Origin of the sequence: Fuerstiella sp. (assembly GCA_022447225.1) — a bacterium.
Taxonomy (GTDB): domain Bacteria; phylum Planctomycetota; class Planctomycetia; order Planctomycetales; family Planctomycetaceae; genus S139-18.
This window is the reverse complement of record JAKVAZ010000011.1, coordinates 94,600-120,701: the sequence shown is the minus strand read 5'-3', so window position 1 is coordinate 120,701 and position 26,102 is coordinate 94,600. Positions and strand designations below refer to the sequence as shown.

Annotated in this window: 16 protein-coding genes; 11 read left to right on the top strand and 5 right to left on the bottom strand. The window is 53.4% G+C overall.

Annotated features, from left to right (window positions below; genetic code table 11):
• The first annotated feature begins 113 nt into the window (after nucleotides 1-113).
• Nucleotides 114-1,385 carry a serine hydroxymethyltransferase gene (locus MK110_13645; protein MCH2212343.1) on the top strand — a complete coding sequence of 424 codons (1,272 nt, stop codon included), beginning with the start codon at nucleotides 114-116 and terminating at the stop codon, nucleotides 1,383-1,385.
• 38 nt (nucleotides 1,386-1,423) lie between these two features.
• Here the strand turns inward: MK110_13645 and MK110_13640 are convergent, their stop codons facing one another.
• Nucleotides 1,424-4,840 carry an MFS transporter gene (locus MK110_13640; protein MCH2212342.1) on the bottom strand — a complete coding sequence of 1,139 codons (3,417 nt, stop codon included), beginning with the start codon at nucleotides 4,838-4,840 and terminating at the stop codon, nucleotides 1,424-1,426.
• A 323-nt stretch (nucleotides 4,841-5,163) separates the two neighbouring features.
• Here MK110_13640 and MK110_13635 point away from each other — a divergent pair, with 323 nt between their 5' ends.
• The gene (locus MK110_13635) at nucleotides 5,164-5,619 is read left to right on the top strand and encodes a DCC1-like thiol-disulfide oxidoreductase family protein (GenBank protein ID MCH2212341.1); all 456 of its coding nucleotides are present in this window, start codon (nucleotides 5,164-5,166) and stop codon (nucleotides 5,617-5,619) included.
• Nucleotides 5,620-5,818: 199 nt separating this feature from the next.
• Entirely contained in the window at nucleotides 5,819-7,015 is a 1,197-nt protein-coding gene (locus MK110_13630) for a hypothetical protein (protein ID MCH2212340.1), read from the top strand.
• 115 nt (nucleotides 7,016-7,130) lie between these two features.
• Here MK110_13630 and MK110_13625 read toward each other — a convergent pair whose 3' ends face one another.
• Both MK110_13625 and MK110_13620 read right to left on the bottom strand, forming a co-directional pair.
• Nucleotides 7,131-7,961, bottom strand: coding sequence for a purine-nucleoside phosphorylase (locus MK110_13625; GenBank protein MCH2212339.1), 831 nt, complete (start codon nucleotides 7,959-7,961; stop codon nucleotides 7,131-7,133).
• Nucleotides 7,962-8,067: 106 nt separating this feature from the next.
• Nucleotides 8,068-8,349, bottom strand: a complete 282-nt coding sequence (locus tag MK110_13620) for a hypothetical protein (protein ID MCH2212338.1) — start codon at nucleotides 8,347-8,349, stop codon at nucleotides 8,068-8,070.
• A 323-nt stretch (nucleotides 8,350-8,672) separates the two neighbouring features.
• Between MK110_13620 and MK110_13615 the strand changes: the two genes are divergently transcribed.
• The gene (locus MK110_13615; GenBank protein MCH2212337.1) at nucleotides 8,673-9,059 is read left to right on the top strand and encodes a hypothetical protein; all 387 of its coding nucleotides are present in this window, start codon (nucleotides 8,673-8,675) and stop codon (nucleotides 9,057-9,059) included.
• Nucleotides 9,060-9,168: 109 nt separating this feature from the next.
• Here the strand turns inward: MK110_13615 and MK110_13610 are convergent, their stop codons facing one another.
• Complete coding sequence (locus MK110_13610) at nucleotides 9,169-10,023, bottom strand: prephenate dehydrogenase (GenBank protein MCH2212336.1); 855 nt, start codon at nucleotides 10,021-10,023, stop codon at nucleotides 9,169-9,171.
• A gap of 194 nt (nucleotides 10,024-10,217) precedes the next feature.
• Here MK110_13610 and MK110_13605 point away from each other — a divergent pair, with 194 nt between their 5' ends.
• Both MK110_13605 and MK110_13600 read left to right on the top strand, forming a co-directional pair.
• Complete coding sequence (locus MK110_13605) at nucleotides 10,218-13,820, top strand: tetratricopeptide repeat protein (GenBank protein ID MCH2212335.1); 3,603 nt, start codon at nucleotides 10,218-10,220, stop codon at nucleotides 13,818-13,820.
• Nucleotides 13,821-14,315: 495 nt separating this feature from the next.
• Complete coding sequence (locus MK110_13600; GenBank protein ID MCH2212334.1) at nucleotides 14,316-15,251, top strand: dihydrodipicolinate synthase family protein; 936 nt, start codon at nucleotides 14,316-14,318, stop codon at nucleotides 15,249-15,251.
• 86 nt (nucleotides 15,252-15,337) lie between these two features.
• On the opposite strand, the gene acnA is transcribed toward MK110_13600, so the two are convergent.
• Nucleotides 15,338-18,007, bottom strand: a complete 2,670-nt coding sequence (acnA, locus tag MK110_13595; protein MCH2212333.1) for an aconitate hydratase AcnA — start codon at nucleotides 18,005-18,007, stop codon at nucleotides 15,338-15,340.
• 525 nt (nucleotides 18,008-18,532) lie between these two features.
• Between acnA and MK110_13590 the strand changes: the two genes are divergently transcribed.
• The 5 genes from MK110_13590 (at nucleotide 18,533) to MK110_13570 (ending at nucleotide 26,102) form a co-directional block, all read left to right on the top strand.
• Nucleotides 18,533-21,988, top strand: a complete 3,456-nt coding sequence (locus MK110_13590) for a DUF1553 domain-containing protein (GenBank protein ID MCH2212332.1) — start codon at nucleotides 18,533-18,535, stop codon at nucleotides 21,986-21,988.
• Nucleotides 21,989-22,069: 81 nt separating this feature from the next.
• On the top strand, nucleotides 22,070-23,524 hold the full coding sequence (locus tag MK110_13585; protein MCH2212331.1) for a DUF1501 domain-containing protein: 1,455 nt from the start codon (nucleotides 22,070-22,072) through the stop codon (nucleotides 23,522-23,524).
• A 161-nt stretch (nucleotides 23,525-23,685) separates the two neighbouring features.
• The gene (locus tag MK110_13580) at nucleotides 23,686-24,213 is read left to right on the top strand and encodes a peptidylprolyl isomerase (GenBank protein MCH2212330.1); all 528 of its coding nucleotides are present in this window, start codon (nucleotides 23,686-23,688) and stop codon (nucleotides 24,211-24,213) included.
• 25 nt (nucleotides 24,214-24,238) lie between these two features.
• A complete protein-coding gene (gene mch / locus MK110_13575; GenBank protein ID MCH2212329.1) occupies nucleotides 24,239-25,189 on the top strand; it encodes a methenyltetrahydromethanopterin cyclohydrolase in 951 nt (316 codons plus the stop codon).
• A 28-nt stretch (nucleotides 25,190-25,217) separates the two neighbouring features.
• A complete protein-coding gene (locus tag MK110_13570; GenBank protein MCH2212328.1) occupies nucleotides 25,218-26,102 on the top strand; it encodes a RimK family alpha-L-glutamate ligase in 885 nt (294 codons plus the stop codon).

The window sequence follows — 26,102 nt, the reverse complement described above, 5'->3', positions numbered from 1 at the left end:
TGGTGCTATAAGACACGAAAATCCCGAATTCGGGGCAAAACAGAATTGCTGACACGAGTGTGAATGCGTCTGCCCCAACTCTCATATCAACTGACAGTTTACCAAACCGAAACATGTCCACACTTGAATCTGCTGATGCAGCTGTCTGGAAGTCCATCTGTCAGGAACGCGAACGACAGGTCGAAGGGCTAGAACTGATTGCGTCCGAAAATTATACGAGTCCTGCTGTCATGGAAGCAGCCGGCACCGTGCTGACAAACAAGTATGCCGAAGGTTACCCCGGACGGCGCTATTACGGTGGCTGTGCTCATGTTGACCAGGTGGAAGATATCGCACGAACCCGCGCGTGTGAACTGTTTGGTGCAGAACATGCCAATGTCCAGCCGCACGCCGGTTCTCAGGCAAACATGGCCGTCTATCTGACGGTTCTGAAACCGGGTGATACCATTCTGGCAATGGACCTCGCTCACGGGGGACATCTCACTCACGGCATGCATCTAAATTTCAGCGGACAGCTCTACAGAACCGTTCATTATGGGGTTCGTGAAGATAACCATCTCATCGACTTCGACCAGGTAGCCGCCCTGGCAAAAACACACAAACCGGCAATCATCGTGGCAGGTGCCAGCGCTTATCCACGGGAAATCGAACACGCAAAATTTGCCGAGATTGCACGTGAGAATAACGCTGTGTTGATGGTTGACATGGCTCATTATGCAGGTCTGGTCGCCGCAGGAATCCACAACAGTCCGGTCCCGGTCGCTGACTTCGTCACATCCACATCACACAAGACGCTGCGCGGCCCGCGATCCGGATTCGTCCTGTGCAGAAAAGACAATGCACGTGATCTGGACCGAAGCGTATTTCCGGGCATGCAGGGCGGGCCGTTAATGCACATCGTCGCTGCGAAAGCGGTTTGTTTTGGTGAAGCACTGCAGCCATCCTTTAAGCAGTACGCTCAACAGGTCGTGGAAAACGCTCAAACGCTGGCAGAAATACTCATTGCAGGAGATCTGCGACTCGCCTCGGGCGGAACCGACAACCACTTGATACTGTGCGACGTCACTGCCGCCGGACTGTCGGGCAAGATCGCGGAAACGGCTCTGGAACAAGCAGGAATCACTGTCAACAAAAATATGATTCCGTTTGACACACGTAAGCCACTGGATCCAAGTGGAGTGCGAATCGGAACGGCTGCCCTGACGACTCGCGGAATGAAAACAGATGAAATGCGGCGTGTTGGTGCATGGATTCTGGAAACACTCCGGAATGTCGACAACAACAATGAATTGAAACGAATTCGCTGCGAGGTGGCAGAGTTTGCATCAGACTTCGCGGTGCCGGGAATCGTTCGGAAATCAGTTGCCGGATCGAGCCTCGTGTGAGACGTTCGAACCCGGTTACTTAACATTTGGCGCCGTGATTACTGCTCAGGACCAAAAGCCTGCAGGGCAACCTGTTTCATTGCGTGAAGGTCCAGCTTTCCCGTGCCCAGCAGTGGCAGTGAATCAACTTCACGGAAACTCTCTACGGAAGGAATCCAGAGGTTCGGAAGCCCGGCCCGTTTTAGTTCATCAATCACTTCTGAAACCGGCCGGGCAATAGGCCGATGCAACACCACCAGACGTTCGCCTTTACGAACGTCGGGAACCGCTGTCACGGCACAAATGACATCCGGGTCATCCGTGTCATCATCCTCAAGGATACGCGTCAGTTCCTGTTCGATTTTTATATGTGGAACCATCTCTCCGCCAATTTTGGAGAAGCGACTCTGACGTCCTGTAATTTCAATGAAACCTTCATCATCAATGCATCCAATGTCCCCTGTGTTGTACCAGCCGTCCTGAATAACCTCAGCTGTCAGTTCAGGTCGGTCAAGGTATCCCAACATCACATTGGGCCCCTTAATTTTGAGCAGTCCGCTCTGATTCGTTCCCAGTTGTTCTCCGGTTTCCGGGCTAAAGACGGCAGCAACGGATCCGGGAGTCACACGACCAACGGTTCCGTGTCGTAGTCCTTCGAAGCCGCCTGCTCCTCCACTGATTCGGCTGTCCGGAACATTGAACGACGCGACCGGTGAAAGTTCAGTCGCACCGTAGCCTTCGGTCGGTTCGATCCCGTATTTTTCCTGCCAGGCGTTGCGCAGTTCCGGTTGCAGTTTTTCCGCTCCAACAATGGCAAGACTCACAGACTCCATTTGCTTCGGGGTGCACCTCTTGAGGTACGTTCTGAGAAACGTGGGCGTCGCTGCCAGAATGCTGACACGTTGTTTTTCGCAGAGTTTTGCCACCTCCCGACTGTCCAGAGGATTGAAATGATAAACCCCTGCCGGATCGGCACACAGCATCAGCCACATTGTAACGGTGAAGCCGAAAGAATGAAAAAACGGCAGCACACCCAGAATCGTATCCTCACTTGTCAGATTAAATATTCCGGTCATGGAATCCAGGTTGGACAGGATGTTGTTGTGCGACAACATCACACCTTTCGGCTCTCCGGTTGATCCTGATGTAAATACGATCGTCATCAGGTCATCGGGCTCCGCGAGGTGCAGTCCCAGTCGTTTACTCAGTATCCCAAGCGGCATGAATCGAGCTGCTGCAAACGCTCTGGCTTTATCGACTCCCGTGATTTTCGGGCGCAGGTCTTCCATGAAAATCAACTCTGCGTCCAGCTCGTATGGACGCTGTTTCATGAAACGCCTGCTGGTGATGATCTGCTTCACTCCCGCCGTTCGGATACAATAATTGACAACGTCTTCCGAAAGTGTGTAGTTCAGATTCACGGTCACTTTGCCGGCAAGGCTCAGTGAAGAATTCGCCAGAACCCCACCCACAGACGGCGGTAACAGGACCCCAACATTCCTGACTTCAGGATACAGGACTGACGATGTCAGCAGCCGGTGAAACGCCAGCGTTCCTGTTAGTAGTCGGCCTCCGGTAAGCTCAACACCCGAAGAGTCAGCACACTTGGTGCGGTTCCATGCAAGACGACACTGGCGAATAAACCGACGGGCAGGAATCATTCTGCGTTCCTTTCTTCGTGCAAAAGATTCAGCGCCAAGTTCCAGCACTGACTGTCGCACGACGTGGACGTCATTCACACGTGAGAGGGGTTTTCCAAAGCTGATCGAAACGGGATAAGGCCAGTGGCCGAGTTTTTTCCAAAAAACACGGCCACCATGATAACTGAAGAGACTTCCCCAATGCTCATCCAGGTAGACCGGAATCACGTCCGCATCTGTCCCCCTGAGGATCTCCAGCATACCACGTTCAAACTTTAACAACTGCCCGGACGGGGTAATCTGTCCCTCAGAAAAAATGCATACCAATTCGTCGTTTCTCAGCGCTTCGCGGACCGTGTCTAAAGATTTCACCAGTGCCCGGGGCCCGTCCAAAGAGCGGATCGGAATAATCCCGAACAAACCGGCCAGTTTGCCCATCAACGGCCCTTCAACATAATCAGCCCACGCAATCAATCGGACGGGACGGGAACTTGCCAGCAGGATCAGAATCGCATCCAGCCAGGTCACGTAATTAGCGACCAGCAACGCAGAACCCTGTTCGGGAATATTTTCGACGCCGTACTTACGAACACGGTAAATGGTTCGACTGAACAACCACACAACAAACCGAATGGTGGCCCGGGGAATCAACCAGCAAACATAGAGGAAGATCGGCAGCGTCCACAATCCGGCCAGCAGGAATACCTGATTGGACGCCATTCCCAGCTGATTTCTGAGAAAAGGAAACACCATGGCCACGAAGATCATCCCCACTGCGGTGAGTTGATTTCCTGCCGCCAGTATTGCACCCAGTTGACCATGCGGACTGCGTTCCTGAATAAACGCATTAAGCGGGACGCTGAACAGACCACCCCCCAGTCCAATCAGGAACAGCGAAACGCCAAACAGATACGGAGACCCACTGCTGAAAAATGCCAGAACACTGGCCAGGGTCATCATCAGTGACCCAAGCGGCACCATACCGAGTTCCACTCGTCCACCAGACCACCACCCTGCCAGAACGCTCCCCAGTCCCACACCAATCGAAAGAACGGCCAGATACGGCCCGACCGCATCCTGTTTCATTTCGAGCTCGTTATTGACGAACGTATCGATCGTGAGTTGGGACAGCGAAGCCAGTGACCAGAAAAAAACGATCCCCAAAGTCACACGACGAATGGCCCGGTTCTCCATGACCAGTCGCAGATCCCGAATCGAGTAACGAATCAAATTAGCCGGAAACGGCATTGATGGTCTGCAGGCCGCCACGCGATCGATGGGATAACTGGCCAGCAGTCCGGTCACAGCCACACCCAGCAGAGCCACTGCGGATATCCACAGCCCCGACAGACCGGTCCGGTCAGACATTCCATAAAGACCGTTTCCAGCCACGGTTCCGGCGATAACTCCCACCAGCGTAACCAGTCCCGACAGTCCGTTTGCAGCCGACAGCTGCCTCCTCGGAACCAGTTCAGGAATGATTCCAAACTTCGTCGTTGTCAATAGCGCACTTTGTGTACCCATCAAAAAAAGAATGACAAACAGCATCGTCAGGCTGCCAAACCGGATCGTGAACAATCCTGCAGTGATGATAATCAGTTCAGCAATCTTCAAAGCGATCGTCACCCGGCGTTTGCTGAACCGATCCGCAAGCCAGCCGGACCAGGGTGAGAACACCATAAACGGCAGAATAAAACACCCGAGACCAAGTCCCAGAATCAGCGATTCCCGACCGGCGATCTGTTCCGCAGGTAAATCCTGCGTTGCTCGATACTTGGCAATGGGCACCACCAGCCAGCGAAACATGCTGTCATTGATGACCGTCATCAGATTCATTGTCAGGTAGCTGACAAATGAAACCGACCAAATACCGCGACGGGCTGATGACGAACGTTTAGAATCAGAATCAGATGACATAGCGGACGAAAGATGAGGCAATGCCGTTTTCGGATACGAATCGCTGTCAAAGCGAATCAGAGTGAACTTCGGGAACAAGTGCAACCAGTGATTCGACATGTAACCCAAAACATGCGTTACAATGACAGTGTTTTGACGGAATGGTAAGTAGGATTCTCCTGCGAGCGAACCACCTGTTACCTGTCAGCTTCAGGCAAAACAAATTCAGAAATTGACGGAATCCAACCAGTCAGGCTCTCGTCATGCCGGAAACATCTGCAGACAACTCAACACTCGGTGAAAAATCTGTTCCGCCGTCAGTCCCGGCGGACCGAATCGTTTTCTTTGATGGTGTCTGTGGTCTCTGCAATTACACGATCAACTTTCTATTGAAGCGTGACACAAAAGAAATCCTGCAGTTTGCTCCCCTGCAGGGCACTACGGCGACAGAAGTACTCTGTGCTGATGTGCGCAAACGACTGGACACAATCGTCTATTATCGTGACGGACAACTGTATTACCGGTCCACAGCTGTCCTGCAGATCTTACGGGATCTGGGAGGAGTTTCGGGCCTGTTCGCAGTATTGCTGTTACTGATCCCGAGATTCGTGCGGGATTTCGGATATCGCTGTATTTCAGCCTCTCGTTATCGCTTATTCGGTCGATACGAGTCGTGTCGTATTCCCACCCCCGAAGAACGCGCCAGGTTTCTGAATTAACTTCGATTGAGTCGCGGGATACTCTGGATGTCCCTCAATCCATTGATTTACCATTTCCCGTGGTTGCAATTCACCGTGCGGGATGATCAGGATTGTATCCGGAGATGTAGTTCTCCGATGCTGACTGACTGCGGTGTGCTGGTCAGGAAATCAACAGATAATCACTTAAAGCCATGTGTTTCTGTCGAAGAGTGATGTGATGAAACGACCGAGAGTATCATCGCCGGGATTCATTGCTCTCACAATGTCTCTTGGAATCAGTGCCGGAACGATTTATGTGACCGTCAGTGCAGCTGTCGCCAATTCAGCGGCAGATGTCCTCGAATCACCGGATGCCCATGGTACAACAGATCCGGCAGAAACGATCCAAACGCTTTCAACTGTCGATGATTCGTCTACCGTCTTACCGCTGACAGCGGATGGTTCTCTGACCGCAGAATTCTCAGCAATGAGTATACCGTCCGGTGAGCTGGGCCCTGTGGCCGATATCGAAGTCACACTGATTTCAGCAGACGGCAGTAAAACAACGGACAGAACAGATTCAGAGGGGGCATGCACCTTTGATCGTTTGAAACCGGGTCTGTATACAATTAATGCGGCTGGTCCCCAGGGAAAGCTGTCGTATGGAATCCGGGCTGTTGCCGGGAACTTCGCAGTCGCTCAGGAGATGACTGCGGGGCAGTCACGTCCCGTGTCTGTCAAGATGGCTGCTCAAATCGAGTCGGCATTGACTCCGGCACGCGACGCCACCACTCTTGATTCCGTGATCAGCAGTGTCACAGTCGATCCTGTGGAAGGGGCCGCAGCATCATCGGGAGGCGCCGCCATGGAAACCGGATTGGCAGCAAACCGTCTGGCTACCGCTGAAACATACCTGGGCCATGCCCCCATTCATCTGACCCCGAATGGTTCACTTGAAGGGCAACTGACGTTGCTTGATCCGGTAACCGGAAATATTTCCCCTGTCAGAGATCTCACGGTCAGCTTTATCTCCGATGACATCGTGGTGGCACGAACAACGGTAAATCCGGACGGATCATTCGTACAGACGAATCTGCTTCCCGGAATCTATTCTATGGTCGTTGCCGGCCGCGACGGTATTGGCTATATGGGAATCGACGTTGTTGGTGGAGTGGCCAGGGCTGGTGCTGGCAAAGGAACATTGACCGCCGTGCGCAAAATGGTTCCGTTTTCCATGGGTATGGTTCGAGGAGCAGGTGCAGCGAACAATAGTTCAGATGCATCTGATTCGAGTGCTCCTCAAGAACTTTCAGAGGCAGGACAACCGTCCGGTGGCGGCGGTGGTGGATTTGGTGAGTTACTTGGTCTGGCCGGGTTAGGATTGGGAGCCGTTGCCCTCGCGAACGACAACAAACCCGGCAGTCCTGCAAACTAGTCCTCACTCAGTGGTCAACTTGTGGGAAATGTTCGGATTCTTTATGCCGGACTCCACGACGCCCGCAGCCACAATGGCAGCTCCGTCAAAAACGCGGACCGAACAACGTTCGTCATCATTCTGCGAATCGGCGAAACAACTCAACCAGAAGCCGTTCCAGACGCTCTCCCCCCTGAGCCGCAACCGAAAGAATTTTTTCAATGTCAACCGGATCAAGTGCATCCGGCAGGCACATATCTGTCACGATTGAGAAGCCCAGTGTCTTCATCCCGGCATGACGTGCCACGATGATCTCCGGCACTGTGGACATACCCACAATATCTGCCCCCATGTGTCTGAGCATACGATATTCGGCTCGAGTTTCCAGATTAGGACCGGCAACAGCGACCAATACACCCGTGTGAGCAACAATCGACAGTTGCAGCGCCGTCGCTTTCGCCAGCTGGAGGAGTTCAGACGAATAGGGTTCGCTCATATCGGGAAATCGAGGTCCCAGCGAATCGTCGTTAATCCCTCGCAGTGGATTGTCCGGGATCAGATTGATGTGATCTTCCAGTATCACAAGATCAGCCAGGTTATACTGGGGATTCATTCCTCCCACAGCACTCGTGACGATCAGTGTCTCTACCTCCAGTGCTTTCATGACGCGCACCGGAAACGTTACTTCGAGCAGCGAATAACCTTCGTAATAATGCAGGCGACCTTCCATCGCCACGAGCGGAACGCCATGCAGATGTCCGCATACCAGTTGTCCGGCATGCGACGGCGCAGTCGATTGCGGAAAATGAGGAATATCAGAATAAGGTATCCTGACAGCCACGTCGATTTGCTCCGCGAGGCTGCCGAGTCCGGTGCCCAGAATCAAACCGTAGTCCGGTGCGGCACCTGGCCACTGTGATCGAATCGCCGTAGCGGCTTCAGCCGCATGAGTACTCAAACTCTGCATACAAGCTGTTTCCGCTGACGTTTAACACAGAACCAACGCCCTGCCGAAAGGACGACCATTTCTGTTTCTGTCCTGAATCACTGAACGGCATCTCTGACCCGAAAATTCAGATATCGTCGTCGTCGAAGTCGTCATCATCGTCGGCGTCGTCGGCGGCGTCGGCGTCGTCAAAGTCGTCGTCGAAGTCGTCGTCGTCGAAGTCGTCGTCAAAGTCGTCGTCATCATCTCCATCGTCGTCAAAGTCATCCAGATCATCGTCGAAGTCATCATCATCATCATCATCTGATACAGCAACCGGACGCACAACGTGCCGAACAGGTGGTCCAGCTGAGGAAAGCGGTTCCAGAAAGGATCGATCCAAAAATTCCAGTGTCATTGCCAACAACATGACAGACCTCGTCGATTACCTGACGATTTGAGTAACGGGGGCAGACAGAAGAAACAGAATTAACCTCAAGTGTGAGTGTGATAGTCACAGAATGAAGCTCTTGTCAAGGCGTGCCGGCCACAGCAGCCAGGAAAAAACAGTCGATCCGCTTTTCAGCCTTTTTATAACGGCAACATAACCGGTCATCACGGCCCGTCTGGTTCCGCCATCGACACACCAGTATTCGGCTGCGGGACTGGCCGACACCCGGATGAAACAGATCACCCAAGGATCGATTCCGCTCAACCGGATATTGCGAACATGTGACACAGCGAGTGCAGTCAATGAATACGTCAGCCAGCGAGATTGTCCTGTTCGAAACAAAATGGTGGATCACCAGTCGTGGACAGACATGGGGACCATTCGACTACCAGTGGAGCGACGATCTGCACGGAATTGAGTTCACCTTTCAAGGCTGTAAATTTGGTGAGGTCTGCAGTTTGGATGAATTCTTTGCTGATCTTGCACCATTTCAGATTCCAATTTCGGTTTGCCGTGTTGCAACGGTTGTCGCCGGATCGCTGGCCGTCTCCCTGTCACTGGCAGAATCAGCTAAGTCCCGCAGTTCTCGCCTGAGAAACGGGCTCACTGAATTTGGATTTCATCGGTTTGGGATACGTAATGCCGTTCACTCGCCCGGTCAGTCTCCGACATCAGGAAACAAGAGCTGAAACAACATGGTTACAACACATTCCGAACGGTGAATTTCCAGTGCGAAGGCATCCGGTGAATCGCTCTGCGTCATGCACATCCGGGACGTCTCTCGTCCCTTACACATCCTCAGGACTCAAACGCCCGACGAAGCTGAGCAGCCTGTTCCAGGATCTCCACAACTGCATCGTGGTCACCATCCTTAAGCGCAGCTGAAAGCCGGCTCAGACCGGCTTCAGCCTTACTGATCGCACTCAGCAGCTGCGTGCGGTTACTGTAAAGAATCTGCTGCCACAGGTGAGCGTCACCTGAAGCGACTCGTGTGGAATCGCGAAAACCGCTCCCGGCAAAAGCAAAATCGGCAGGAGATACGCAGTTCGCGGTAATCGCAGCCATAACGTGCGGCAGGTGACTCGTGAGCGCCAAAATCCGATCGTGTTCCTCACAATCAAGGACAGAAACTTCTGCTCCGAGACTCCTCCAGAAGTGCTGACAACGTCTTTCAAACTCATCGCCGGCAGTTGACTCTGTTACCACACACGGTCGGCCTGCAAACAACTCCGGATCTGCATATTCGAATCCGTTCTTTTCGCTTCCCGCAATCGGATGAGCTCCCACGAATCGGGTGGATGCTGCCTCTGACACGGCGATTTCATCCTGAATCGATTGTTTCACACTGCCGGCATCAGTGATAAGTACTCCGGACGGAGTCGCCTCCGCAGCTTCGATCACCGCTTCAGAAATATGATCGACAGGCAAACAGATCACAACAACAGCTCGGGCTTCTACTGACGCTCCCCTAAGTGTCGTGCACCAGTCGTCAATCAAACCCCCAATCTGAGCAGACTGCAGTCGCTCGGGGTTTCGACCAACTCCGGTAACACGACATGCGGGCCGGCGGTGTTTCACTGCTGCGGCAACAGAGCCACCAATCAGTCCGACACCGTGGACAATAACATGCTGATAAAAACCTAATTCTGACATCCCCGCCATGATAGGACTGCACCGCTTCCCTCGCAAACTCAGCGTCTGTTCTTCGCCCGTATTCACAGGTCGTTCGGCATTAAATTCGGTATGGAAATTTGCACCAGTGCCGCTTGAAAACGCACATCGGAACCGAAATACTACAAAAGTAAAATCTGCGCCGTATTACGGAATTAGTCTGCGGTGTTTGGTAAATGACCAGTGACGAAACCATCATCGGCTCCGAAAGCGAGGACACAAAGCCCAGCGTTCAGGACCCCGCGCAGACTGCCAGCGCATCTCCTGCCGATGTTGGCAACGAAACTGTTGTCAAGCCCACTGTCATCGATCCGCATGATCACGATGACGACACAATCACCGCCCCGCACGATATTGTCGACAGCAGATCTACTGATACTCCCGAAAAGCAACCTTCGCTCAAAGACACCTGGATAGAGCACTACCGCGTCATCGGAGAACTCGGTGAAGGCGGTATGGGGACGGTTTACCTGGCCGAACAGCACCAGCCGGTCCACCGTCGGGTCGCCCTGAAAATCATCAGGGCCGGAATGGATACAGCACAGGTCATCGCGCGATTCTCAGCCGAACGACAGGCTTTGGCTCTCATGAGCCATCCCAATATCGCTACCGTGCTGGATGGCGGAACAACCGAGTCGGGTCTCCCATACTTTGTCATGGAGCTGGTGGACGGTGTTCCGGTCACTGAGTTCTGTGACCGTCACTCACTGGGAATGACAAAAAGACTGCAGCTGTTTCTGAAGATCTGCAGTGCCATTCAACATGCTCACCAGAAGGGCATTATTCACCGCGACCTGAAGCCGTCCAACATTTTGGTATCAATGCAGGATGGTCAACCGGTACCTCATGTGATTGATTTCGGTCTCGTCAAAGCCACCGGGCCACGTCACACAAAAGAACAACAGCTCACGGGACAGTATCAAATTCTGGGAACGCCGGAGTACATGAGTCCTGAGCAGGCACAGTTTGACGCCGTGGACATCGATACCCGAACCGATGTCTATTCACTGGGAGTCATCCTTTACGAACTGCTGACCGGTAGTACGCCGCTCAAACGTGAGACGGTGCGCGAAGAAACGATCATGGAAACGCTCCAGCGCATTCGGGAAGAGGAGCCCGACCGGCCAAGTGTAAGGTTTTCTGACACACAACACATGCAGTCGCTGCCGAAAACTCAGACCATCGAGTCCGGCCGATTCTCGCTGCCGATGAAAGGCGATCTGGACTGGATCGTTATGAGGGCCATTGAGAAAGACCGTAGTCGTCGCTACGAATCCCCCGGCGGCTTTGCCGCCGATGTTCAGCGTTATCTGGATGATGAACCCGTCGAAGCGCGACCACCTTCAACAATGTACCGCCTGCAAAAGCTGGTTCGTCGACATCGTGCCGCCGTCACACTGGCCGCCACTGCAGCCTGTCTTCTGGTGGCCGGAACCGTGATCAGCAGTCTTCTCGCCTTGTGGGCAACCCGTGAGGCCAATAGTGCCAGACTGGCAATGCAGGAAGCTGAGAACGAACGAAAAAAAACCGAAACGGCCCTCAGTGTCGCAGAAACCCGACGCATCGAAGCAGATACGGCAAGAGTAGCTGCAGAGACATCGGAAAGCCGGTCCAGACGAATTCTGGAAGTGGTCACGGATTCATTCCAGAGCGTCAGCCCTGCCGAAGGTGCAGCGTTTGACATGCCCGCCTCAACCGGCCTGTTACTGGCCTACGATCAGCTCGATGACCGACTCAAAGACGATCCGATTGCCAGAGCAGCGCTGCTGCACACGCTTAGCCGATCTTTCACGGAACTTGGACAATACGATGTCGCCTCCCGGTCGGGACGCGAGGCGATCCGCATTCGCAGGGAACATCTTGGACGACAACACAGAGACACGCTCGCTTCCATGCGCGCCCTGACCCGGGTCATACTGCGGTCAGGTGACTATATAAATGGTCTGGAACACGCTCAACACGTGGCATCGCTCACCAGACGGTTTCTGGGAGCGACCGATCCGGACACACTACTGGCAATGAATGACCTCGCCCGCGGCTGGAGAGCTAACGGCAGGTGGGCCGAAGCGATCTCGTTACTGGAATCAACACTGACGACGCAGCGAAAGCAGCTGGGAGAACAGCATCAAGACACCATTGCTTCGATCGCTGACCTGGCCAGGACCTATTCTTCCGCGGGTAATTCGGAGAAAGCGATCCCACTCGCAAAAACGGCACATGAACGACTGCGCAAAACACTCGGCGAACAACATCCCCGAACTTTTTTCTCGGCCGAGGATCTGGCCGCTGCATATGTACAACAGGGATCTTTTGAAAAGGCCATTCCCCTGTTCCAGACTACACTCACCGGACGGTTGCGACTCCTCGGTGAGCAACACCCGCACACCCTGAGCCTGAAATATAACCTTGCCTGGGCGTACGCTCTGGACGGCAAACTTGACAAGGCGATCAGTCTGAACGAAGAGACGCTGCCGCAGCGCATTGCGATACTGGGCAAAGATCACCCGCACACACATCAATCCATGCACAATCTCGCGTGGACGTACTCTCGCAGGGGCAACCTGGATCAAGCGATTGAACTGTATGAGGAGGTTGTTCCGCGTCGTCAGGCCTCACTTGGAAACAGGCATCCTGACACACTCCATTCACTTAACAATCTCGCCTGGACCTACACCCGAAAAGGTGATTTGGACAAAGCAGTCCGACTCTACCGCAAAGTCGTGCCGCTGCGACAAGCGGTCCTGGGCCACGACGACAAAGACACACTCCATTCGCAGAACACGCTCGCCTGGACCCTGGGCGAAATCGGGAAGCTGGAGGAAGCGATCGGAATTTACGAGGACGTCGTGCCGCGTCGTATTGCCGTCCTGGGTGAGAACCACCCGGATACCCAGCAGTCCATCAATAACCTGGCGGCGATTCGAACAAGAAAGACAAAACTTGACGAACTCACAATGTTGAAAAAAGAAGTTAAGCAGCTGCAGGCGTCGCTTGGCGACAGTCACCCGGAGGTTCTAAAAGCCACTCAGCAGCTGGCGACACTCTATGTAAACCGACGTGAATACGATCTTGCTGTTCCAATTCAGAAACGCATGCTGGCTGTTCATAAAGAAACAGACGGTGAAGAAACTCCCGACACACTGGCAGCAATGCAGGCGCTTGCCGGTTCTCTTTTGGCCACCGGAGAAACGGATAAAGCAATCGTAATGCACCAACATGTGATGACGCGACGCATGGAGATTCTGGGACCGGAACACGCTGACACTCTGGCGTCGCTCAAGGTTCTGGCGAGAGCCTATGCCGGTTCCGGAAACATGAAACTGGCAGTCAAACTTCAAAATCGCTGGAAGGCGACTGAAAAAAAACAAAATGCCGAGCGATTTTTTGAACAAGGTCAGTTCGTCTACACGATCATCGTGGGCCGACAGAGTGAAAAGCTTTATCTCACCCTGGCCCGTGATTCCGACGACAATGCAGAATTCCTGCTGCAGGCTTCCGAGGTCGCAGTCCTGCAGGCTCGTTCACATCAGTCGCTGGAACAGACACCGGAGGAAATAGCGTCCCGAGAACGAGCCGTCCATCATTGTCAACAGGCCTCTGAAACTCGAGAGAATCCTGCTGACTCGAAGCTGCTTGTGTCCCTGGTTGATCAGCTGCTGGAACGAATTTCGGCTGTGGAATCCAGCGCCGATAATACCGCAATTCGCAGTCGAATCACTGCAATCAAACAACAGATCACACCGGAACCACCCGGAGACGAAACTCCTGAATCAGGCTAAGTCCTGGATGAAACCATTCGATGGAAGCCCTGATATGATCGCCCGGCAGGATTATCTCTGCTTTCACAATTGCAGCGTCCCGTTGAAAAACCGTCAGGGGACTGGTCGACCTCGGTTTTGCCCGTTGTCGAGTGCCTTTATTCTTTTCCTGAAGCAACTGATCGACAAAACAAGCCGTGCTGCTGATTTAAGAAACCAGCATTCCTGCTGCCGACTGCGGTACAGCTTTTTGATTCATATTGATCACCCGCAGTTGATTGACAGCAGGTGTCCTGCGTAAGTTGGGGAGCCCCCTTGCGTTATTATGTCGGACACCTTCCATGACCGTTGAACACCGGACCGGAAAACCTCGCCGGAAAACAGCATTCTGCCGTCCGGCCGATCCGTTTGAATTCCTCGCTGAACAGGCCATCCGATCATTTTCCGACTGGTCATACATATCAGCAATTCGTGGCCCGTCAGCGAATGGGCTGCGATAACAGAAAAGGAAACATGATGCCTGAATCCCCCGAATCACCCTCCCTGTTCGCACAGCCTCTGCAGGGTGTAATCCCCCCGATGATTACACCACTCACCGACCGTGATACCATTGACGAAACCGGAACGGAACGACTCCTCAACCACGTCATTGAAGGTGGTGTGGCCGGAGTATTTATTCTTGGAACCACCGGTGAAGCTCCCAGTCTGAGTTACCGACTGCGTCGAGACTTCATTCAGCTGGCCAGCCGGATTGTCGACGGTCGGGTCCCTATCATGGTTGGCATCACCGACACATCGTTCGTGGAATCAGTGAATCTGGCGCATGCCGCCAAAGAAGCCGGCGCAGTCGCCGTGGTTCTGTCCACACCGTACTATTTCCCCGCCGGACAGACCGAACTGACAAATTATATAGACCATATTGTGGAAGAACTTCCCCTGCCTCTGATGCTGTACAACATTCCAAGTCTCACAAAAGTCACTTTCGAAATTGACACACTGCGAGAACTCTCAAAGCACAGGAAAATTGTGGGCGTCAAGGACAGCAGCGGAGACATTGATTACTTTTGTGAACTGGTTACGCTCAAAAAAATTCGTCCGGACTGGACGATCCTGGTTGGCCCCGAACACCTGTTGGCAGAAACAGTGCAGGGTGGCGGTGACGGCGGCGTGAATGGAGGAGCCAACATCTTTCCCAAACTGTTCACGGAGATGTTCTCCGCAGCGCAGACCGGTAACACCGATCGGATCTCAGTTCTTCAGTCACAAATCGACAACCTGCAACCAATATATGAAGTCGGCAAATATGCCAGTCGGTTCATCAAGGCAACCAAGTGCGCAGCGTCGCTGCGAGGAATCTGCAGTGACCACATGGCCGAACCATTCAACCACTTCTTGGAACCGGAACGCCACAAGGTCGCGTCGATCATCAATAAAGTGATTGAAACACCGTAGAGACAACCGTTCGCGAACGAAAACCCGGCCAGACGCGTCTAAAAATTCGCAGTCAGACGGTATGCCGACTGTCTGCCCTGCAGTACTTACTTGGCAAGCTGCCTCAATACCGTGTGAAGGATGCCGCCGTTGCGGTAATATTCGACCTCTACCGGAGTATCGATCCGACACGTCGTCACAAAATGGATTTCATCTCCATCCTTTTTTCGGGCGGTCACTTCAACAGCCTGCTGTGGTTCCAGTGCATCGTCCAGACTAATATCAAAGATTTCCGTTCCATCGAGATCCAGGTTTTCACGACTTTCGCCTTCGCGGAACTGCAGCGGCAACACCCCCATGCCCACTAGGTTGCTGCGGTGAATCCGTTCAAAACTCGCAGCAATCACGGCCTTAATCCCCAGAAGGAAAGTGCCTTTCGCAGCCCAGTCACGCGAAGACCCGGTTCCGTATTCAGCTCCGGCCAGCACCACAAGTGGCGTCCCGGTTTTTCTGTAGCGCATCGCCGCTTCATAGATTGACGTTTGTTCACCCGTCGGAAAATGAATAGTCACACTGCCCTCTGTTCCAGGTGCCAACATGTTTTTCAATCGGATGTTCGCAAACGTTCCGCGGGTCATCACACGGTCGTTTCCACGACGACTGCCGTAGCTGTTGAAATCCCTGGCATCAACTCCACTCTCCTGCAGATAACGACCGGCCGGGCTGTCGGGCTGAATTGCCCCGGCCGGGCTGATGTGATCAGTCGTTGTGGAATCACCAACGGATACCAGGCAGCGCGCACTATCGATTGCAGTGATTGGTGACGGATCCGTCGGCATGTCTACAAAGAACGGAGGTTCCTGCACGTAGGTACTGTCCGCATTCCATTCATAGATATCACCGACTGAACTTCTGATCGCCTGCCACTCCTCCGGACCGGCGTTCGCAGAAGAATACTGCTCCGTGAACATCTCGGGTGTCATCGACACTGAGACAGTTGAAGCGATTTCCTGCTGAGTCGGCCAGATATCACTAAGATACACTTCGTTACCGTCCGGATCCTGTCCCAACGAATCATGATCAAGATCAATATCAATCGTTCCTGCCAGTGAATAAGCCACTACTAACGGCGGACTTGCAAGGTAATTGGCTTTTACCAGGGGATTGACACGACCTTCAAAGTTACGATTACCGGACAATACAGCTGCGGCCACCAGATCGCTTTCACTGATCGCCGTGGCCACTGGTTGCGGCAGAGGTCCACTGTTGCCGATGCATGTCGTACATCCGTAACCCACCGTATGAAATCCCAGTTCGTTCAGCGGCTGATCAAGTCCGGATTTTTTAAGGTACTCGGTGACAACCCGGCTTCCAGGTGCGAGACTGCTTTTGACCCATGGTTTGCGTTTGAGCCCTTTGGCAACTGCGTTACGAGCCAGAAGTCCTGCTCCAACCATCACACTCGGGTTACTTGTGTTGGTACAGCTGGTGATCGCAGCTATCACCACCGCTCCGTCCGTGATGTCTGAACTGCTGCCGTTGTCTTCAACCCGAACCGGCGACGCCGGTTCGGCCTTGCCAAAGGTGTCACCCAGTGCGGATTGCCATGCCGTCTGCATGTCTTTAAGCAAAATACGGTCCTGAGGCCTCTTTGGCCCGGCTAATGACGGAACAACCGTGCCCATATCCAGTTCGATACTGCTGCTGAACAGCGGCTCCGGCGCCTCATCGGTCCGGAACAGTCCCTGTTCTTTAGTATAGCGTTCCACCAGGTCGATCAGATCTGCCGGACGTCCTGTACGTTCCAGATACCTCAGCGTTTCACCGTCTACGGGAAAGAAGCCCATGGTCGCGCCATACTCGGGCGCCATGTTCGCCAGCGTAGCCCGATCGGCAAGCCCCAGCTGAGCCATCCCTTCACCGTAAAACTCTACAAACTTTCCAACACAACCGTGCGCCCGAAGCATCTGTGTCACTGTGAGTACCAGATCCGTTGCGGTCGCACCTTCCGGAAGCTTCCCTGTCAGCTTAAACCCGACTACCTCCGGAGTCAGCATGTAGATCGGCTGCCCCAGCATAACGGCCTCGGCTTCGATTCCGCCGACCCCCCACCCGACAACACCCAGACCGTTAATCATGGTGGTATGACTGTCGGTACCAACCAGACTGTCCGGATAGGCGACCCCATCAGTCACCATCACAACTTTCGCGAGGTATTCCAGATTAACCTGATGCACAATTCCAGTGGCCGGGGGAACAACACTGAAGTTAGTGAATGCCTGCTGGCCCCAGCGGAGAAATTCGTAACGTTCCTGATTACGCTGAAATTCAATCTCAACGTTGTTTTGCAAAGCAAAACGACTGGCGAATTCGTCCACCTGCACACTGTGGTCAACGACGAGGTCACAGGGGACCAGCGGATTGATCTTTGTCGGATCGCCCCCCATGCGAACCATCGCACTCCGCAGCGCGGCCAGATCAACGACTGCCGGCACACCGGTAAAATCCTGCAGGACGACTCGTCCTGGCTTAAACGGAAGCTCAACCTGAGCCGGTGCTGCAGCGTTCCAGCCTGCAAGATTCGTGACGTCCTCGCTACTGACAATAAACCCGTCCAGGTTCCGGAGACACGCCTCCAGCAGGACTTTGATGGAATACGGCAGCTTGTCAATGTTTCCGATACCGTCATCATCAAGCTGACGCAGACGAAAATATTTGACGTCTCCGGCAGACGTGGAAAGTGTGGCTTCGGCGCCGAAGGAATTTGAATTGCTCATGACAATGCTCGTTGCGTTCCAGGAGAACAAAAGTCTTTAAAAAGCGAAAGATGAAGAGCACCATAGGTGTCCGATTCTAGACAAGTCTGCCAAAGTCGCAATTGCGGCTCTACTGACCAGTATATGCTGAGACATGTTCTTAGTCTGCCCGGTTTGTGGTCCCGGTCCCCAACTATTGCACAGCATTAAACAACCGTGCACGGTCGTGCTGGAAGGATGACTCAATCGAGGTTTTCCCGAATTCGTCTGATTGAGTAATGCACAAACCTCCTGTTCCGATCCAAATGCCTAATACGACAAGTCAACTGAATTTCAGGTGTCTGCCCGCCGCTGGTTCGGATCCGGATCAAACCAGTGGAACGGACACACACAAGCGGAGATTGAATACAGCATGCAACCCGGTTAACCTCAGTAATCCGCGACCTGGTTCGACTCAACCACGTCGCTTCTCTGATTCCATTTAAAGGCAGCAGTCGAACCTCATCTTCCGCTGAACTCTGCCCCCGTAACAGGGTTTGCTCACCCATGCGAACATCCTGGCTTTTGCTCTTTATGGCCGTGGCAGCAACCTCCGTTGCCGATGATATCATCGATTTCAATCGTGACGTGCGGCCAATTCTGTCAAGGACCTGCCTGCAATGCCACGGCCCCGACGAGAGTGCTCGCCGGGCAGACCTGCGACTTGATCAGCCTGCGGCCGCACAGCAAAAGCTGGCTTCAGGCGATGTGGCCGTAGTTCCGGGAGATGTTACGGCCAGTGCAATAATCGCCCGAATTACTGCCAGGGACCCGGACGTACAGATGCCCCCACCGGATTCGGAGAACCAGCTGTCCGCAATACAAATTGACATCCTGAAACAGTGGATAGCTCAGGGGGCGAAATACGCCAAACACTGGGCCTATATTGCCCCTCAGACACCTTCAGTGCCTGACGCTTCCGCTGATTTATCGGCATGGGCTCAAAACAGCATTGACAACTTTACCCTGCAGCAAATGCAAAGTCACGGACTGCAACCATCGCCTCCGGCTGATCGTTATGCACTGATTCGGCGTGTTTCGCTCGATCTGACAGGACTACCACCAACCGTCGAAGAAGCAGATACCTTTGCTGCCACTCAAGATCTCGACGCATATGAAACACTCGTCGATGAGTTGCTGCAGCGAGACAGTTTTGGAGAACACTGGGCTCGCAAATGGCTGGATCTGGCGCGTTATGCTGACAGCGCAGGATACGCAGACGACCCGCCCCGTACAATCTGGGCCTGGCGTGACTGGGTGATTCGAGCGATCAACAGCAATATGCCATTCGACCAGTTTACAGTGGAACAAATGGCCGGAGACATGTTACCCGGAGCCAGTGATGATCAGGTCATCGCAACCGCCTTTCATCGCAATACAATGACTAACAGTGAAGGCGGTACAATCGACGAAGAATTTCGAAACGTTGCTGTGGTCGATCGCGTGAACACAGTATTCGCTGTCTGGATGGGAACAACAATGGCGTGTGCTCAATGCCACACACACAAATATGACCCGATTACCCAAGACGAATATTTTCAGGTATTTGCAATCCTTAATAATACTCAGGACGCAGATCGCCGCGATGAATCGCCAACACTGCCGATCTATACAGACGAACAGCAGGAACAGCGATCGCGGCTGGAAAATCATATTGCGGACCTGCGTGCGACGCTCAGTCAATCCACACCGGAACTGGTCAAGTCACAGCAAACGTGGGAAAAAGAGGTGCGTTCACCACCGCAATGGACAAACCTAATCGCGTCTCAGATCACCCGCAGCTCCGGCAGTGAGGCATCAACACTTGAGGACGGTTCTATCCTCGTTTCGGCAACTGCCGAACGGGATTCCTACACTGTTGAGTTGCCGTTGACTGACGATTTCAATGAACTCGCGGCAATTCGAATTGAAACACTGCCGCATAAATCACTTCCCGGGCACGGTGCAGGGCATGCCGACGGCAATTTTGTGATCACAGGGATTCGGGCCCGGGTCATTCCGAAAAAGAAACAACTCCTGGAAGGTCGGTTTGTAAGAGTCACAAATGTCGGCAGCAAAAAGATTCTTTCGCTTGCCGAAGTCGAAATTTTTCAGGGGTCGGACAACATCGCAGAGCAGGGCAGGGCATCACAGAGTTCCACGGATTTCAACGGTCCACCCGAATATGCAATCGACGGAATCACCGACGGTAAATACACGAAAAAATCCACGACGCATACCGCGACTGAGAAAGACCCGTGGTGGGAAGTCGATCTGGGTTCTATGGAAAAAATTGAGGCAGTGCAGATCTGGAATCGTACGGATGATGGTCTGCAGTCAAGACTCCGCGACTATCGAATTGAACTGCTCGATGCAGAACGCAGACTGGTCTGGCAGACCGCCGTGTCGGAGCCTCCGGATCCGTCACAAAAATTTCCGATCAACCAGGAACGCGATGTTCATCTCAGTGAAGCATTTGCTGACTATCACCAGGAAAAATTTGAGCCGTCGGATGCCCTGACCGGAAAAACGGGAAGAGATGACGGCTGGTCAGTTGGCGGCCGGACGCTGGACCCACATCAGCTGGTTCTGCTGCCCGAAGCCGCGGTGAGTCTGGAAGAACCTTCGACACTGGAGGTCATCATCGATCAGAATTCCTCGAATGTGGATCATCTGCTGGGTCATTTTCGGATTGCGGCGACAGCAGATACCAACACGGTTCAGCAAAGTCGTTTGCCGTCAGAGATTGTCTCATTGACGGATCTGACAGCCGACCGGCGCAGTCCGAAAGATTCAGCCAGACTTGCACAGTATTACCGTGAGCACATTGCCCCTGAACTGCAGGAGCCACGACAGCAGCTGGATCAGACGATTGCCGAGCTGAACAGCATGAACCCCGTAACAACGGTTCCTGTACTCAGAGAAATTATCGACAGGCGACGTGAGACTCACCTGCAGTACCGCGGCAACTGGCAAAACACCGGTCATCAGGTAATGGCAGGCGTTCCGGCAGCACTGCATCCCGCTAAAGCCAAACAGCCAGGTAACCGTCTCGCTCTGGCTGAATGGATCGTCAGCGAAGCCAATCCTTTAACCGCTCGAGTTCTGGTGAATCGATACTGGGAGGCACTCTATGGCCGTGGCCTGGTTCGAACCAGTGAAGATTTTGGTTCTCAGGGAGCACTGCCCACACATCCGGAGCTGCTGGACTGGCTGGCTGCAGAAATGATTCGAATCGGCTGGAACCGTAAGGCGATGCTGAAACAACTGGTCATGTCCGCCACGTATCGACAAAGCTCGCTGCTCACAAATGAAACGGCGACAATTGATCCGGATAACCGCTGGCTGTCGCGCGGTCCACGGATTCGCCTGAGTGCCGAAATGGTGAGAGACCAGGCATTGGCGGTCAGTGACCTGCTGAGTCCCGACATGTACGGACCTCCGGTAAGACCGCCGCAGCCGATTCAGGGACTCACTGCAGCCTTCGGTAGTTCTACCGACTGGACACCAAGCGAAGGGAAAGATCGTTATCGGCGAGGCCTGTATACTTTGTGGCGGCGCAGCAATCCCTATCCCTCCATGGCCACCTTCGATGCACCAAATCGGGAAGTCTGCACGGTGCGCCGCAACACCACAAATACTCCCCTGCAGTCACTGGTCACACTCAACGACCCGGTCTATGTGGAAGCCGCTCAGTCGCTTGCGAGAAACGCGCTGCTCCACGGACCTTCTCGTGTGGAACAGATCACGTGGGCGTTTCGACATTGTTTGATAAGACTGCCGACTCGGAATGAGCTTCAGACACTTACCAGACTGTTCAACGATGCCAGATTACAGCTGTCGGAGAATCCGGAAGAATCACTGATACTTGCGACCGATCCACTGGGTCCCTTGCCGGAGAACATCAATACGATTGATGCAGCTGCGATGACGGTTGTCGGCAACGTTCTGCTGAATCTGGATGAGATGTTCCTGAAGAGGTAAGTTCAGGACTGTCAAACCGCTTGACGATATTCGACCGTCCGGATCCCGGACACCTGTCAGGCTCACACTGGAAATCTCAACATGAATTACAATCCGGCGAGTCTCACTCAAATCACGCGACGTCATTTTCTTGCGGGATCCGGCATCGGACTGGGCGGCATGGCACTGTCAACTCTGTCTGGCGGCAGCTGTCGTGCAGACATTGACGTAAACCCGGTTCAGCCACTGGCCCGTCGACAGCCACATTTTCACCCAAAGGTCCGACAGGTCATCTACCTACACCTGACAGGGTCCCCGCCTAATCTCGATTGCTATGACTACAAGCCCGAACTGATCAGGCATTCGGGTGAAGACTGCCCGCAGTCGTTTTTGCAAGATCGCACTTTCGCTTTTACGACCGGTGTTCCCAAACTTTTGGGAACACCGCGAACGTTCAGTCAACACGGCGAGTGCGGGACCTGGCTGTCAGATGCTGTGCCGAATCTGCACACCGTGGCTGACGATCTTTGCTTTATCCATTCCGTGACAACCGAACAGTTCAATCACGCTCCCGCGGAACTGCTTGTATATACCGGATCTCCTCGTTCCGGACGACCGTCTCTGGGATCATGGGTCACTTACGGACTGGGTACTGAAAATCAGAATCTGCCGGGATTTGTCGTACTGATCTCCAGCGGAGTGCAGCCAAATGGTGGAGCAAATTCGTACGGCAGCGGATTTTTGCCAGGCGTGTTTCAGGGTGTGCAGTGCCGGTCACAGGGAAATCCTGTGCTGTATGTATCAGATCCGAACGGTATGGACCGCCGTCTGCGGCGCCGATCACTGGATGCACTCAAACAACTCAACGAAATCCAGGCCTCACAACTGGGTCACCCGGAAACACTCACCAGGATCGCTCAGTACGAGCTGGCTTTTCGCATGCAGACAGCCGTCCCGGAGGTGATGGACATCAGCAAAGAAACACGAAAGACTCAGGAAGATTATGGAGCATCACCCGGGAAATCCAGCTTCGCGAACAACTGTCTGCTGGCAAGACGTCTGGTAGAACAGGGTGTACGTTATGTCCAGCTATTCGACTGGGGCTGGGATTTTCACGGAACAGGAGAAAGTAACGCCCTCGGACAGGGACTCACCGGCAAATGGGCATCGACGGATAAACCGATCGCAGCACTTATTCGCGATCTGAAGGCTCGCGGACTGTTTGACGATACTCTGATTGTCTGTGGTGGAGAATTTGGACGAACACCGTTCCGGGAAGGTCGCACCGCCAGGTCAAAACACCTGGGACGAGACCATTACCCGGACTGTTTCACCATGTGGATGGCCGGTGGCGGGGTCAAAGGTGGAGTCAACTACGGACAGACCGATGAACTGGGATTCAGAATCATCGAAAACAGAGTTCATGTGCATGACCTGCAGGCCACCATTTTACATCAAATGGGCTTCGATCATGAACAGCTGACCTATCGTTTTCAGGGTCGTGATTACCGTCTCACAGACGTTCACGGACGGGTCGTACATGACATCCTGTCCTGAGAGTCGTGCACCGGTCGCTGCCAACCAAGAGATTCTCTGCTCTGGTAATCCGACACCGGATGCATGGTTGTCACTGTTTTCGATGCGTTGTGGTTGCGTTCCTCAGTCACAGAACAATGATGGAATGATTCATTTCTCTTTTCAGCTCATTGGGAACAGCTATGTCCAGCCGCCAGTCAGAAGTTCAGGAAGCAATCAAAGAGATCGATTTTGGCGCCCATACTTATCAGGTGGAACTAAAAACCAACCACGGATCGATCCTGCTGGACCTGCTGCCCGACGTGGCTCCAGGGCATTGTGCCAATTTGTTGGCGCTCACAAAGATCGGTTTTTACAACGGACTCACATTTCACCGGATCATCAGTGGTTTTATGATCCAGGGTGGCTGTCCCGGCGGCACAGGAACCGGCGGACCTGGTTATAACATCGATGCTGAATTCAATGAGACTCCGCATTTGGATGGAGTGCTTTCCATGGCACGGTCCAGCGATCCGAACTCGGCAGGATCCCAGTTCTTCATCTGTCTGGGAACACAGAGTTTTCTCGACGGACAGTACACAGCTTTTGGTCGCACGGCGAATGATTCCAGTATGGACGTTGTTCGCCAAATCGGTGCCCTGGAAACTGACGGCCAGGATCGACCACGTTCCCCGGCTATCATCGAATCGGCAAGCGTCATTATTTCTTAAACGAACAGTTTCCGGCGAGTAGAAATTGACATCACTCGAACTGAATCAGCGTGCGGCACAGCTGGTGTCTCAGGCGGTGACAGAATCAGACCGACTCCGAATCGCCGCCTCTGAGCAGGACGGTATCACACTACTGGACTTCGGAGTTAAATCTCGCGGAGGACTCGATGCCGGAATTCTTCTGGCACGAGTCTGCATGTCTGATCTTGCAGATATCAGGATCGTTCCTGGTAACGGTCAGCTGCCGGTGCCGCAGGTGTGTGTGGCAACCGATCACCCGATTGCAGCGTGCCTGCTAAGTCAGTATGCCGGCTGGAAAATCGCAACAGCCGATTACTTCGCAATGGGCTCCGGTCCAATGCGTATTTTGGCCCGGGTCGAAGAACTGCAAAAAGAATTTGACGTCAGCGAAAACGGCAGCTCCTGTATCGGAGTGCTTGAAGCATCAACTCTTCCCTCAACTTCGGCGATCGAATTGATACGGGACACTGTGGAAACAGCAGATAAAATTGCGTTGCTGACAGCCCCGACGGCGTCGATCGCCGGATCCGTTCAGATCGTGGCACGCAGCATCGAAACCGCACTGCACAAGCTGCACGATCTCAGGTTTCCGCTGGAGACGATTGTCAGTGGTACGGGCATCAGCCCGCTGCCACCGGTTGCTAAAAATGATCTCGAGGGAATTGGTCGTACTAATGATGCAATTCTGTATGGTGCCACTGTTAATCTGTGGGTGGATTGCGACGATGAACTGCTTCAATCAACCGGGCCACAGGTGCCATCGGCATCCTCAGAATCCCACGGGCGAACATTTAAAGAATTGTTCGCAGAAGCTGACAACGATTTCTACAGGCTGGATCCCAAACTGTTCAGCCCGGCAGTCGTGCTGTTCCACAATCTGAGTTCGGGTCGGTCGTTTCGATTTGGCCATCGAATGCCGGATTTGGTCGCGGCATCATTTGGACTCGACTTCTAACTCGTATCGTACTTGTCCGGAAACCGGAATGACGACCATGAAAATTGGTGTTCTGGGGAACGAGGGCAGCTGGTATGTGCGCGAACTTTGCCACTCCGGACAGAAACTGGGGCACATCGTCCTCCCGCTCGTGTTTCCGTCTTTGGTGGCTCGCACGGACAGCGAAACACTGCGATTCGCCAGCGGAGAAATCGCTCTGAATGAACTGGACGCAATCATTGTTCGAACGATGCCGCCCGGTTCACTGGAACGTATTGTCACTAGAATGGATCTGCTGCGAGGACTGGAAGACTCCGGTGTTCGAATTGTCAATTCACCGAAGGCTGTCGAATGTGCAGTCGACAAATGGTTAACAACTCAAAAGCTGGTCGATGCCGGCGTACCGGTACCCGACACCGCTGTTTGCGAAGATTCTGAAGCGGCTATACAGCTTTACGAACAGCTGGGTGGTGACGTCGTTGTTAAGCCACTCTTTGGTTCGGAAGGCCGGGGAATGATTCGAGTCGACAGTCCGGATCTTGCATGGCGTATTTTCCGCAGTCTGGAACGCATCGGAGCGGTTATGTATCTGCAGCGATTCATTCCATGTGTCAACGGCGACTACCGAATTCTGCTGCTGGATGGTCAGGTGATCGGATCAATGCAACGCATTGCTTCAGAGGGAGAGTTTCGAACAAATGCGTCGCAGGCAGGGCTAAGTACTGCCTGGACACCCAACAGCGACGAAATCAATCTGGCGGTTCGTGCAGCTGCTGCAACCGGATGTGTGTTCTGCGGTATCGACCTCATTTATGATTTGGATGGAGCTGCCAAAGTTCTGGAAGTGAATGCGGTTCCTGGCTGGAGGGCACTCCAGAAAGTGTGTGATGTTTGTGTTCCCTCAATACTGTTCAACTGGATAACTCAGGATTGA